Origin of the sequence: Planctomyces sp. SH-PL62 (assembly GCF_001610895.1) — a bacterium.
Classification (GTDB): Bacteria; Planctomycetota; Planctomycetia; order Isosphaerales; family Isosphaeraceae; genus Paludisphaera.
This window is the reverse complement of sequence record NZ_CP011273.1, coordinates 1,382,204-1,395,457: the sequence shown is the minus strand read 5'-3', so window position 1 is coordinate 1,395,457 and position 13,254 is coordinate 1,382,204. Positions and strand designations below refer to the sequence as shown.

At 68.0% G+C, this 13,254-nt stretch carries 9 protein-coding genes, 2 tRNA genes and 1 pseudogene; 6 read left to right on the top strand and 6 right to left on the bottom strand.

The features are described from left to right. Window positions 1-145: 145 nt before the first annotated feature. Window positions 146-219: transfer RNA gene (locus VT85_RS05435), tRNA-Arg, on the bottom strand. Window positions 220-327: 108 nt separating this feature from the next. Then, on the bottom strand, window positions 328-2,574 hold the full coding sequence (locus tag VT85_RS05430) for an ABC transporter ATP-binding protein (RefSeq protein WP_068411667.1): 2,247 nt from the start codon (window positions 2,572-2,574) through the stop codon (window positions 328-330). A 330-nt stretch (window positions 2,575-2,904) separates the two neighbouring features. On the opposite strand from VT85_RS05430, the gene VT85_RS05425 reads away from it, so the two are divergent. The 3 genes from VT85_RS05425 to VT85_RS28965 all read left to right on the top strand — a co-directional run bounded on the left by VT85_RS05425 (window position 2,905) and on the right by VT85_RS28965 (window position 4,519). After that, window positions 2,905-2,976, top strand: a tRNA-Gly gene (locus tag VT85_RS05425). 116 nt (window positions 2,977-3,092) lie between these two features. Then, the gene (locus VT85_RS05420; protein WP_068411664.1) at window positions 3,093-4,271 is read left to right on the top strand and encodes a tyrosine-type recombinase/integrase; all 1,179 of its coding nucleotides are present in this window, start codon (window positions 3,093-3,095) and stop codon (window positions 4,269-4,271) included. Window positions 4,272-4,312: 41 nt separating this feature from the next. Beyond that, window positions 4,313-4,519: a hypothetical protein gene (locus VT85_RS28965; RefSeq protein ID WP_068411661.1), complete on the top strand. Its 207-nt coding sequence runs from the start codon at window positions 4,313-4,315 to the stop codon at window positions 4,517-4,519. Here VT85_RS28965 and VT85_RS29945 read toward each other — a convergent pair. The 4 genes and pseudogenes from VT85_RS29945 to VT85_RS05405 all read right to left on the bottom strand — a co-directional run. After that, window positions 4,429-4,611, bottom strand: a pseudogene (locus tag VT85_RS29945) (hypothetical protein); the annotation flags it as partial. The gene VT85_RS28965 and the pseudogene VT85_RS29945 sit on opposite strands and share 91 nt — an antisense overlap. Then, window positions 4,563-5,060 (bottom strand): HNH endonuclease, encoded by a 498-nt coding sequence (locus VT85_RS29940; protein WP_409999941.1) that lies wholly within the window; start codon window positions 5,058-5,060, stop codon window positions 4,563-4,565. The gene VT85_RS29940 and the pseudogene VT85_RS29945, both read right to left, overlap by 49 nt. A 299-nt stretch (window positions 5,061-5,359) precedes the next feature. After that, entirely contained in the window at window positions 5,360-5,584 is a 225-nt protein-coding gene (locus VT85_RS05410) for a hypothetical protein (protein WP_068411657.1), read from the bottom strand. Between the two features lie 432 nt (window positions 5,585-6,016). Then, window positions 6,017-6,202: a hypothetical protein gene (locus VT85_RS05405; RefSeq protein WP_068411654.1), complete on the bottom strand. Its 186-nt coding sequence runs from the start codon at window positions 6,200-6,202 to the stop codon at window positions 6,017-6,019. Between the two features lie 98 nt (window positions 6,203-6,300). Between VT85_RS05405 and VT85_RS05400 the strand changes: the two genes are divergently transcribed. From VT85_RS05400 to VT85_RS05390, 3 genes are all read left to right on the top strand, one after another. Then, window positions 6,301-8,583 (top strand): tetratricopeptide repeat protein, encoded by a 2,283-nt coding sequence (locus VT85_RS05400; RefSeq protein ID WP_068411652.1) that lies wholly within the window; start codon window positions 6,301-6,303, stop codon window positions 8,581-8,583. Window positions 8,584-8,967: 384 nt separating this feature from the next. Further along, window positions 8,968-10,392, top strand: coding sequence for an SBBP repeat-containing protein (locus tag VT85_RS05395; RefSeq protein WP_068411649.1), 1,425 nt, complete (start codon window positions 8,968-8,970; stop codon window positions 10,390-10,392). Between the two features lie 269 nt (window positions 10,393-10,661). Next, the gene (locus VT85_RS05390) at window positions 10,662-12,980 is read left to right on the top strand and encodes a Calx-beta domain-containing protein (RefSeq protein ID WP_197491106.1); all 2,319 of its coding nucleotides are present in this window, start codon (window positions 10,662-10,664) and stop codon (window positions 12,978-12,980) included. The last annotated feature ends 274 nt before the right edge of the window (window positions 12,981-13,254 follow it).

The following is a 13,254-nucleotide window of genomic DNA, read 5'->3' as shown; positions in this document are numbered from 1 at the left end:
GAGGATCGTCTGTTCCTTGAGCCATCGCCCGTGATACGAGGCCACTTACCAGGCCAACCGACAGCGGGGTGGCGTTGAGGAGTTTGCCGTCCGACGAAGGGACCGGATGAGCCCGAATCCCGAGATCGCCGCCGACTTTTGAAAGTACACCCGATAGGATTCGAACCTATAACCTTCGGTTCCGTAGACCGATGCTCTATCCAATTGAGCTACGGGTGCGTGGGGTGTGTTTCGTACGGGCCTATACTATCTGAGGACCGGGGCCTTGGCAAGAGGCCGCCGGCCCGAGTTTTCGGCTAGGGCCCAGGCCCCGGCCCTACAATCGGCTCAGGCGCTCTCGCGGTGATAGTGGATGTCGTGGAGCCGTCGATAGAGGGGGCTCGATCGCTTGAGTTCCTGGTCGGTGCCGACGGCGGCGATCCGGCCGTCGTCGATCAGGACGATGCGGTCGGCGAACTGGATCGTCCCCATGCTGTGGGAGATCAGGAACGTCGTCCGGCCCCTGGAAAACTCCTCGATGGCCTTGCGGATCAGGGCCTCGTCCTGGATGTCCACGGCGCTCGTGGCCTCGTCGAGGATCAGGATGGAGGGGTCGCGGAGCATGGCCCGAGCCAGGGCGATCCGCTGACGCTGGCCTCCGGAGAGTCCGTGCCCGCGTTCGCCAATGACGGTGTCGTAGCCGTCCGGCAGCGTCATGATGAACTGGTGGGCGTAGGAACGCTCGGCCGCCTTGACGATGGCGTCTCGGTTCGCCCCCGGATCGCCGTATGCGATGTTCCGGGCGATCGAGTCCTGGAACAGGATCGTCTCTTGCGGGACGATGCCGATCATCCGCCGCAGGCTCCGACCGCGGATCTCGCGGACGTCCACGCCGTCGATCCGGATCGCGCCCGAGTCGACGTCCCAGAACCTCGGGAGCAGGTTCATCAGGGTCGACTTCCCGCAGCCGTTGGGACCGACGAGCGCGACGGTCTCGCCGTGATGGACGGTCAGGGTGATGCCTTGCAGCAGGGAGTCGCGTCCCGGGTAGGAGAAATGGACTCCGTCGAACTCGATGGTCCGCCGGTGCGCCGGCGACAGGACCGCCTGGGGCGACTCGGCGACCTGGGGCTCGCGATCCATCAGGGCGCAGATGCGGTCGGACGCCGCGGCGGCCCGCTGGAGCTTGGAGTGGACGTTGGACAGCTTCCGGATCGGATCAGAGACCCCCGCCATGATCGCGTAGAGCGTCAGCAGGTCCTCGATCGCCATCACTTCCGACGCTAACTGGAGCTTGAACGGGCCGATCTCCAGGAACATCGATTGCTTCAGCACCAGGTAAGACCCGGAGAGCAGCGCGATCGCCACCGTGATCAGCGTCAGCAGCTCCAGCACAGGGTCGGACATCGAGTCGATCATCGCGACCCGGATGCTCTTCTTGTAGAAGTTCTTCGTCTCCAGGAAGAACCGCCGGCGCTCCACCCGCTCCATGCCGAACGCCTTGACGACCTTGATCCCCTGGAACGTCTCCTGGAGGATCTTGTAGATCGACGACATGCTCTCCAGCGACCGCCGCACGGCCCGCTTCATCACTCGGCCGACCCGGTAGGTCGTATAGGCCGAAATCGGCACGACGACGAGCGTCAGGCAGGTGAGCCTCCAGTTGAACCAGAACGCCCCCGACATGCAGATCACCGCCCGCAGCGGCTCGCGGATCAGCTTGCTCAGGATGGTGTTGAGCCCCTGGCCGAACCAGTCCATGTCGTTGGTGAACCGGGCCATCAGGTCCGACGAACCCTGCTCCGAGAAGCTCGCGAGGTCCAGATTCGTCGTCCTTCGGAAGAACAGGTTGCGGACGTCGAACAGCGTGCGCTGCATCACGTCGGCCACCAAAACTTCCTGACAGAAGGTGAAACACCCCTTGATCATCACCCCGATCAGCACCAGGCCCATCAACATGCCCAGGGTGCGGAACTGGTCCGAAGGCAGGTATTCATAGACCGTGGGCTTCACGCCCTGGTACAACTTCTGCCACCATTCCTCGTTCTTTCGCTCTCGGTCGATCGCCGCCACACGGCGGTCGAGCGCCCTACGGTCGGACTCGTGCAGCCAACGACTCCCCTGGCTGAGCTCGCTCCAGCGAGCCTCGATGATCCGCTGCTCTCGCTTGAGCAGTTGGATCTTGCCCGTCTCCTCGACCAGGACCTGCGAGGAAGCCCCAGGCTGGTCTGGAAGGGCGACGCGGCGCTCGCGAGACTCCAACTCCGTCTGGATGTCCTTCTTGACCTTCTCCAGCTCCTGGAATCGGACGCTCAAGGGCGCGGAGAGGTTGCCCCCCGCCGCGAAAGCCCGCTCGACTCGCTCCAACTCTTCCCGCTGGGCCGCGAGCCGCTCGATGTCCTCGGCGATCGAATCGATCTTGGTCGAGATCCATCGCTGCGGATTGTCGTTGTTGATGAGGATCTTGAGGAGCGGGAGGACGGCCCCCAACTCCATGAACGCCAACAACGCGACCATCAACGCGCAGGCGACGGAGATCCCGAATCGATAGCGATAAGGCCAGGCGAACCTCACCAGGCGAACGAAGTTCTTCATGTCGACCCGCGCCCATGAGACAGGAATCCCGACGAGCATCCATGCTTTAGCGACGTCGTGTCGTGGCCGCCAGAGCGTCGAGGGGCTGTACTCATACCATGATCGGCAAGAGGCGGCAATTGGAGTTGGAAGCCCCCAGACATTCGCCAGGTCCGCCCCCGACGTCGCCCCCGCCCCACCGCGTAGTAAGTAGTAAGCCTCCGATTCGGTCGAGACGCCGGAAATCTCTCACTTCCCACCAAGCAACCCATTGCCCTACACCAGGGAGGCTGATATGATCCCAGCGTCTCGTACGAGAGGCGATACGGAGACGATGTCTACTCGTAGATCGCGGGCGTAATTCAGTGGTAGAATGCCAGCTTCCCAAGCTGGACGTCAGGGGTTCGAATCCCCTCGCCCGCTCTGCAACGCAAGTCCTGCCGAACGTGTGATTTACGTACCGTCGGGCGTCCCGGCGAGCGGTCTCAAGACCGAAGCGGTAACCCCGTCAATTGACGGGGATAAGCTCGGAGGCCGCCATGCCGCGCGTCGTGAACCGCATTCTATCCCTCCGCCGCCACAAGGCCTCGGGCCGCGCCTACGTCCAGGTCGACGGCCGCGCCCACTACCTCGGCAAGCACGGAACGCGAGAGGCCGCCCAGGCCTACGAACGCTTCGTCGCCGAATGGCTCGCCCGCGACAAGCGGCCCGCCCCTGTCGCGTCGGGTGCCAGCGTCGCCGAGGTCATCGCTGCCTACATGGTGCATGCGATCCAGTACTACCGGGCGCTGACGGGGGAACCTACGGGGGAGGCCCGCAACATGGCCGACGCCCTGGGGCCGGTACGACGGCTCTATGAGGCGACTCCGGCGGTCGAGTTCGGAGTTCGAAAACTCGAGGCCGTCCGTGCGGTGATGGTCGACTCCGGGCTCTCCCGGGAGGTCGTCAACTCCCGGGTAAACCGGATCCGCCGAGCCTGGCGGTGGGCGGCCTCGCAGGAGTTGGTCCCGGCCGCGACGGTCGGCGAGCTGGGGATGCTCGCGCCGTTGGCGAAGAATCGGACCACGGCCCCCGAGTCGCGTGGCGTCGGCCCCGTCTCAGAGGATCGCATGCGGGCCGCCCTGCCCTTCATGCCGGCCGCCGTCGCGGCGATGGTCGAGTTCCAGTTCTTGACCGGCTGCCGAGTCGGCGAGGTCCTCTCCATGCGGGCCGCTGAGATCGACCGGAGCGTCGAGCCCTGGGTGTACCGGCCGGGGCGATGCAAGACCGACCACCACGAGGACCTGCGGGCCCGGATGATCCCGATCGGTCCCAAGGCGGCCCAGGTCCTGGAGCCCTTCCTCGCGGCGGCCGGGGAGGGCTTCGTGTTCGATCCCCGCGAGTCAGCCGGACGACGCAACGTGAGCCAGACCTACGACCGCCGGAGCTACCGCCAGGCGATCGTCCGGGCCTGCGACCGGGCGCCCCCCCACCCGGAGCTCGACGCGGTCCCGACCTCGAAGCGAACGGAAGCCCAGCGTCGCGACCTGAAGGCATGGCGGTCGAGACATCGCTGGTCGCCTCTCCAACTCCGCCACGCGGCCGCGACGAGGATCCGGCGGCTCTACGGCCTCGAAGCCTCCCAGGCGGTCCTGGGCCACGCCAAAATGGATGTGACCCAGGTCTACGCCGAGCGGTTGGACGACTTGGCGAAGGAGATCGCCAGGGCGACCGGCTGAGGTCCCATCGCAGGCCGATCGAGTCCAAGAACGCCGTCGCCTTGGCCTGGGAAGCAGTCCGGGCCATGGGCGGCGGCGAGCCCCCACGGGAGGCCGTACAGGCCGCCCTGAACCGCTCGATGGCCTCGAGGGTGGTCGTCCACCTCCCCCCCATCCTGGAGGCCTCGAGCTTGACGACGCCCTGCGGCGTCCGGACGCCCCGGGTGATGTGCCGGATGATCGTGCCGGTGTGGGTGCCGCCGGGATAGAACTTGGCGGCTTGGGCGACGGTGAGGGGCTGTTGCGAGTCGGTCACGTCGGCGTCTCCTCGGTGCGGCCCCCTGCGAACCGCGGTGGCCATGCACGAGTTGTAAGCGGACGCCTCGATTTGCACGTAGCCCAACCTGGCGCGACCACGCCCGGCGGCGGGCCGGGCGGTGGAATTAGATTGTCATGATTCACAATTATGTACACTAGTTGCACAGATGGCGGACTCAGGCCCACGCGCGGCCGGTCTGGAGCCGCCTGATCGAGATGGGGGTCGACTCCGTAACCGAGGGCGATCTCCCGATAGGTCTCGCGATGCGGCGACAGTCTGCGGCGGATCGCGCGGACGTCGTCCTCGGAGAGCTTGGCGTCGCGGTGGCGGGCCCCCCGCGTGAGCAGCCCGACGACCGAGGCCCGGCGGATGTTCTCGCGGTGCGAGACCCACTCCGAATTCGACGGGGCGTTGGCGGTCTTGACCCCGTCGAGGTGTTCGACCTCGGGGCGACCCGTCGGGGCGGGACCGTGGACGGCTTCCGCGACCAGACGATGCGCCAGGATGCTGCGGTCGCCGCAGGTGACCTGGCGATAGCCGGAAGTATCGTGCCGCCCCCTGAGGATCCGGTCGTCTCGGGCCGGCGGATCCGGCCCAGGTCGGAAGCCTGCAGCGCGGGCGCGGCGGGGACGCCCCGCCAGGTCTCGGAGTCGCCGGGCATGCCGGCGGGGGCGCCCAGGGGGGAGATGCCGACGACGGCGTGGCGGGCGGGGGCGATGGCGGCGGTGGTGTTCATGGCGAGCTTCCTTGCTCGTTCGGGGGGTCTATCGTGGGGGTGCGAAGCGGGAAGTCAGGCGGAGGGGTCCGACCGGTCGAACCGGGCGGCCAGCGACGAGTTGTCCTCGCACCCTTCGGCGTACTCCTCGATGTCATAGTCGTGGTCGAGCAGCCGCAGGTGGACGTCGCACTCGGCGCCAGCCAGCTCCTCGGGCGTCCTCGCGCCGACCCCCTCGGCGTACTGCGCGACGTGGAGCAACTCGTGGGCGACGATCTGCTCGAAGATCCGGTCGGGCATCTCGGCCGCGTCCCTCGCGAACCGCAGAACGTGGCCCTCGCAGCTGCACACGCCCCAGCAATGGACCCCCGTGATGTTGTGCCTGAGGTCGACGGGGTCAACCAGGGAGATGTACGGAAGCGGCCCCTCGAGGTCGTACGGCGACCCGTCGGGATTGCGCCAGTCGACGTGGAAATCGTCGTCCCAGTACTCCAGGATGCCGCGACGCGAGTCGGGGGCGAATCGGCTCCAGGCGGCCTGGACGGCTTCGCGAAGACGGCGAGCGGGCGGTCGGACGGACGGCCTTGCACGCCCAGGATGCCGTGTCGCGGCAGGGCGTAAAGGAGGTGGCGGGGGGCGAGTTCCGGGGTGGCGTCGTTCATAACGGGCGTCCCTACGGTTCGGGGAGAAGGACCCCGCCCGGAGGTCGGGCGGGGCGCGGGAGTGACGACGTCAGGACTTGCGATGGAGGGTGGCGAACAGATCGGCCAGCGCGGCCGGGTCCCGCTCGTGGATGTAGCGGACGGCGAGCCTGGCCGCGCGGGCCGAGCGGACGGCGAGGTCCAGGTCGTCGGGGGTGTGGTCGGGCCCATAGGAGGCGAGGTCCTCGACCGCGGCCGTGAAGTCGGTGAGCCGCACGTAGGTCTCGTTCCAGGCGGCGACGGGGTCGACGTGCGGCTTTGTACGAGACGGCCAGCGGGCGCCAGCACTGCCCTCGCATCTCGGTCGGAGGATGGGTGCAGGATCTCGCGTTCAGCCCGGACGGGAAGTTACTTGCGACGGCTGCGATGGACTGGACGGCGCGGCTCTGGGACACGGCTTCGGGTCAGCCCCGAGGGGAACCGATGCGCCATAGGGCGCGAGTGACCCAGGTGGCATTCACCCCTGACGGGCGGATGCTGGCCAGCAACTCTGTGGACGGCCTGATCCGGATCTGGGACGTCGAAACCCAGCAGCTCCACGCGTTCCCGCTACGGAACCCGGAGGTCGATCCGGGCAGCGGCTCGGGCAATAATCTCGACCGGCTGAGCTTCAGCCCGGACGGTTCGATGCTGGCCGGGGCGTTCGGGATCTCGGGCTCCAGGGACGCGACGCGTGTCTGGAGAGCCGGCCCGGCGACACAGATCCAGACCTTCGAGCACAGCTCCGGCGTCCTGGCCGTCGATCTGAGCCCCGACGGGAACCGACTGGCGACCGCGACGAGGTTCGAGGTCAAGATCCGGGCGACCGGGACGGGCAGGGTCCTCATTTATCCGGTGCGGAATCCACGGCGGCCCTGGGTCGCGTTCAGCCCCGATGGGACGTTGTTGGCGATCATCGAGTCGGACCACGGAGTTCGCCTGCTGCACTCCGCTACAGGGCAACCGATCGGGCCGCCCTTGCCCCGTGGGAAGGGACTTTGGCTCTCGGGCCTGGCCTTCAGCCCGGATGGGAAGCGGCTGGCCATCACCGGTCCCAGTGGGACGAGTCCGGGGGCGATGATTCGAGTCTGGGACACGGCGACCCAGGAGCTTCTGGCCGAGATCCCTGGCAACTCGTCATGCCTCGCATTCAGCCCCGACGGCCGGCAACTCGCTGCCGGCTACGAAGACTGGCGGGTGTCTTTATGGGACCTGACCGGCGAACCGAAGATCGCGCGGAGCATGGCGACAGGCGAGCGGTGCAGTGCCGTCGCCTACAGTCCCGATAGCAAGCGGCTGGCCACCGGGTCATTGGGGGGGCTGGTGCAGTTGTGGGACCCGGCGACGGGGATGCCCCCGGGACCCGCCTACCATGTCGGGGGGAAGGTCCGTTCGATTGACTTCAGCCCGGACGGGACGCTGCTCGCCATCGGTGCCGAGGGCCAACCGGCTCGAGTTTGGGACCTGACGCTCGGCCCGCCCTACGCGGCGGTCGCCTTGCCGGCGACCCATGCCGCGGTCGCCGTGGCCTTCGGTGGCAACGGCCGGATGTTGGCGATCGGCTCGCCTCATGGGGCGGCCCACCTGCTGCACCTGGCGGAGCCGCCGAACACCACGCGGGAGTTGCAACTTCGCACCCTGATCGGCACCGGGGTGCGCGTCTCGCAGGGAGGGCTCGCGTCCATCCCGGCAGAGGAATGGCAGTCCCTACGAGCCGAGCTCCGGGCTCTGAGGGCCGGGGAGGAGGAGCCCCTCTCTGTCATCGCGCATCGAGGCGGCCCCCGCTATGGCCAGGCGCTTCTCCATCTGAGGCTCGCCCACCGGCAGAGAGAGGGTGGCAAGTGGGAGGAGGCCGCAGCCGCCTTCCGCGACGCCATCGCCCTGCTCGAAGTGCTGGTGGCCGGCGAGCCCACCAGCTCGGAGTACCGACATGACCTCGCCGTCGCCTCCGGCGAGCTGGGCTCGATCCACGCCGAGCGGTCCGAATGGGATCGGGCCGTTAGCCACCTCGCGAGGGCCATGGCCCTGAGGACGGAGGCCGATCCACGGCCCTCCTTCGACATCCTCCGGTCGTATGCCGTGGCCTGTCTGGGGGCAGGCCAGCTCGACGAATACCAAGCCACCTGCGGCCAGATGCTGGAGCAGCTCGGTCGGCCGGATGATGACGTGACGACCAACAACCTGGCCTGGACCTGCGTCCTGGCCCCGGACGCCGTCGCCGACCCGGCGCGGGTCGTGTCGCTGGCCGAGGCCGCGGTCGCGGCCAGGCCCGGGGAGCGGGCCTGTCTCGGCACGCTCGGGGCCGTCCTCTACCGCGCCGGCCGGTACTCCGATGCGGTCCGTCGCCTGGAGGAGTCCATGGCCGCCGAGGGGCGGGGCGGCACCCCCTTCGACTGGCTCTTCCTGGCGATGGCCCACCACCGTCTGGGCCACGCCGAGGAGGCCAGGTCCTGGCTCGATCGATCCGTGCGCGGGATCGAGCAGTCGGCCGACAGCAGGGACGTGATGGACACATTGGCCTGGGGAGACCGGCTGGCGCTCGGGCTCCTGCGCGGCGAGGCGGAGGCGCTGTTGATGGACGCGGACTTCCCGGCCGACCCCTTCGAACCCTCTCGCTGACGGATCCGCCCACGGCTCCGCCGAAGGGGCATCACCACCGGTACCTCCCGCGGAAGTTCGACGGGCCGAGCGTCGGCCGCCTCCGGCGGCCACCTCACGGCCCCATCTCCAGTCCTCTGCCGCCCGCCTCCGTTCTCCTCCCACGATCGACCCGGCCTCGCGACTTTTTTCGCGAGCCGTAAGACGAACCCGCTCGGTTTTCCGCACTGCATGCCGGAGGGGGCTGACGGAGGTCTCGGAGAGCACCGAGGCGGGAGCCTCCGACAGGACGCCCGAACTTGTCGCATCTCGGACGACCCGCGCCCGTTCGGCGATCCGCGGGACCTTCGCCGACTCCAACGCAGGCTGTGCCCCCCTGTACCGTCGAGAGGAGACCGCACGGTGATGACCCGCTTTAAGCCGACCAAGCGCGTCCGACCCGCCGTCGAGCCGCTCGAAGGGCGCGCCCTGCTGTCGTTCACCCCTCTGAGCATCGGGGCCACCAGTGAAGTGGGCGTCTCGACCGTGGCGACCGACACGGCCGGGGCCGTCTATCCGTCGGGCACGTTCACCGGCACCGTGGATTTCGAGCCGCAGGACGGTCCCGACGCCGCCGACACGCTCAGATCCCATGTGCATCCCTCGGGCGTCGACCTGCGAGACGGCTTCGTGGCCAAGTACACCCCGAACGGGGACCTCCTCTGGCCCCACCGTTTCGGGGGCGCGAACGCCGTCATCAACAGCGGCGACCAGAACATGGGCGACCTGGTCATCGACATCAAGGGCAATGCCTACGTGACTGGCTCGTTGCGGGGGTCGGATGCCGAGTTCGGGGATCGGCCCGACGGGACCCCCGCGGTGCTCTCGGCCCACGGGCCCGCCGACGAGCATGGCCTGACCGCCGAGGACGCCTTCCTCGCCAAGCTCGACCCCGACGGCGCGACCCTGTGGGCCATCGCAATGGGCGGCAGCGGCACCGACGTCGGCGGCAGGCTGGACCTCGACCCGGCGGGCAACGTCTACACCGCCGGCTCCTTCGAGGGCGCGGCCACGTTCGGGACCGCCACCCTCACCTCCCCGTCGGTCTCTAACCTTTTCCTGATGAAGCACACGCCCGACGGTGAGCCGATGTTCGTCAAGCAGGCCAACAATGTGCAGACGATCGGCGGACTGGACGTGACATCGGGGGGCATCCACCTGACAGGGGCCATCGGGGGCACCATCGACGCCGATCCCGGCCCGAGCCAGCGGATCCTGACGGCCGAAAACAAGTACCAGAGCATGTACCTGATCAAGCTCGGCCTCGGCGGCGATCACGTCTGGTCCTTCAACCCGACCGGGTCACGCCTCAGCAGCACGTTCGGGACCGGCGTCACGGTGGACGACGCCGGCAACGTCTACGTCACGGGCCTGTTCCACGACCAGGTCGACTTCGACCCCTCCGGCGGCAAGGCGAATCTGAGCGGCGGGGACACCTACGTGGCCAAGTACTCCTCGGCGGGCGCGTACCAGTGGGCCAAGGCGCTCACCCTCAACGGCGGACGGCCGGAGTCGATCAAGCTGGACGGGAGCGGCAACATCTATCTCTCGAGCTGGTTCAATGACACGGCCGACTTCGACCCCGGCAAGGCTAAAGTCAACCGGGTCAGCGCGGGCATGGCCGAGGGCTTCCTTCTGAAACTCAACGCGAGCGGCGCCTTCTCCACCGTGCGGACCTTCCGCGGCGCCGGCTGGGACTCCGGGAAGAGCCTCGCGATCGACGCCTCCGGCCGCGTCTACGTCGTCGTCTACACGTTGCACGATGAAATCCTCCTGCGGAGCCTGAGCTGATCCGCGGAGATGCCGTTCCGTCGCCGTCGGCGATCCGACGCCGATGCGTAGTTCTGCGAAGAAGGTACGTCCCTGGACCGGCCGAGACGGCGGAGCGACGGGCGAACTCCGCAGACGTCCCAGGGTCACGCCGAGCGTCACCTGGAGTCAGCCCGCCCCCCCAACCAAGGAGCCGTCCGATGCAAAACCTCTTCCCTGCCCAGGCCCGCACCCTCTCCCGGCGGTGTCAGCCCATACCAGCCTGGGCCCCCAACCTCGAGGAGCGACCGATGCGACACTCATTTCCCCCCCTGAACCGGACGATCGCCCGTCGGGCGAGGGCCGCCCGGGGCCGACGATTGAGCGTGGAGCGCCTGGAAGGCCGCGAGCTGCTGACGGCCGTCTCGGTCAGCGACGCTTCGGCCATGGAGGGGAACAGAGCGATGAAGCTCATCGACACCTTCGTGGCGCCGTTCAGCGGGGGCTTGCAGAACGCCCGCGGCATGGATTACGGGCCCGATGGCAACCTCTACGTCAGCGTGGAAGGCGATGGGACGGACCCGACTGTTCTGGGGCGGGTTAACCGGTATGACGGGGTCACCGGAGCGTTCCTCGGCGTGTTCGCCTCGGACCCGACCATGAGCGGCGCCAAGGACGTCGAGTTCGGGCCGGACGGGAACCTCTATGTGCCGAACAACCTCGGCAACAACGTGTACCGCTTCGATGGCACGACCGGGGCGTCCATGGGAGTGTTCATCCCGTCCGGGTCCGGCGGGCTGAACGTGCCCCGCAGTTTGATCTTCGGGCCCGACGGCAACGGCGACGGTTACAAGGACGTCTACATCACGAGCGGAGCGACCGATTCGGTCCTGCGCTACGATGGTTTGACGGGTGCGTTCCTCGGCGCCTTCGTCCCCCCGGGCGGCGGCGGGCTCAACGACCCGACCGCCTTGGTCTTCGGGCCGGACGGCGACTTGTACGTCGGCAGCGGGGCCCACTCCGACTATTACAACAGTATCCTCCGCTACGACGGCAAGACTGGCGCGTTCAAGCAGGTGTTCGTCCCAGCGGGCAGCGGCGGGCTCACCCTCGCCCCGACGGCGGGCGTGATCTTCGGGCCGGACGTCAGCGGCGACGGTGCCCTCGACCTCTACGTGAGCAATGGCGCCGTGAACGAGGTGCTGATCTACAACGGGGTCAACGGATCGTACGTGGAGAAGTTCATCCCGCCCGGGATGGGCGGCTTGCACGACCCCAAGGCCCTGCTGTTCGACCGCGACAGTAATTTCTTGGTCGTCAGTAACCACGAGGAGACCAATCCGCGTTATTCCAGCATCCTCCGCTTCGGGCCGAGCTCACAAGGCGCCTTCACCGTCAGACTCGACGCGGCCTCATCCTCACCGGTCACCGTCGAGTACGCCACCGCCAGCGGCACGGCCCTTGCCGACAGCGACTTCACCGCGGCTTCAAGCACGCTGACGTTCGCACCCGGGGTGACGACGCGCACGGTCTTCGTCCGGACGGTGAACGATTCCCAGGCCGAGGCGAACGAGACGTTCACGCTCAACCTATCGAACCCGTTCGGCGCCTCGATCGCCGACGGACAAGGAGTCGGCACGGTCCGCGACGACGACGCGACCACGTTCTACGTCGTCAACGACGCCAGCGGCGGCGACCGGACCTACGAGTACGGCACGCTCGGCAGCGACGTCGAGCATTACACCCTGAACACTGGCAACACCGCCCCCCGCGGCGCCGCCAGCACGGCCGCCGGTACCACCGTCTGGGTCGTCGACGCGAACAAGAAGGTCTACGTCTACAACACCAGCGGCGGGCTCCTCGGCTCCTGGACCGCCGGCACCCTGGCCTCGAATGCCACGATCGAGGGCATCGCCACCAACGGCACCGACGTCTGGATCGTCGATGGCAAGCAGGACAAGGTGTTCAGGTACGCCGGCGCTGCCACCCGGACATCGGGCAGCCAGAACGCCGCCGGCAGCTTCCGCCTCAACAGCGGCAACGCCGACCCCAAGGACCTCGTGACCGACGGCGCGTCGATCTGGGTCGTCAACGACTCGACCACCGACAAGGTGTTCAAGTACTCGCTGACGGGTTCGCTGCTCGGGAGCTGGACCATGACCGGGGCCGGCTCCAGCCCGACCGGGATCACGCTCGACCCGACCGGGGGCGGGGCGTTGTGGACCGTCGATGCGGGCACCGATCACGTCTACCAGTTCGACAACGCGCGGGGCCTGACTTCCGGTTCGCTCTCGCCCTCCATGAGCTTCGCGCTGGCCGCTGGCAACACCAACCCTCAAGGCATCGCCGACCCGCCGGCCCCCGGCCCCCCGCGAATGGCGGCCTCCGCCGGGATCTCCCACCCCCCGGGCCATCCGGCCGCGCATCACCGGTGGGCCATCCCGGGCCCCCCGGCCTCGACGTCGCCCCCCTCATCCCGCCCGTGGATCGCCGCGTCGATCTCGACGCCCGGCCCACAAATTCCGCCCCTGATCGCCTTGATGCCCTCGACGGGTCCGGACTTCACCCCGCCGGCCCCCGAACGATTCCACGCCGGCACCAAGCGAGCCCGGATCGCGATTCGAATTTGACCCGATCGGCTCTCCCCTCGCAGCGGCTCCGACCGCGTTCCAGGCGGCTCACGCCTCGTTCCAGGCGGCTCGCGCCTCGATGATGAGGCCGGGTCGCCGGTTCGTCTCCCCGACGTCGATGCGACCGCTCAGCCCGCCTACTGAACAAAAGCCCCGGTGAAGATTGTTGTGTTTTGCTCCGTTGCCATCGGCATGCCTACATCCCGAAGCCGCGGGGGCGGCCTTCCGCGGTCTCTTGGCTCACGCCTGGCTTTCGACGCGTCTCCTCGATGCC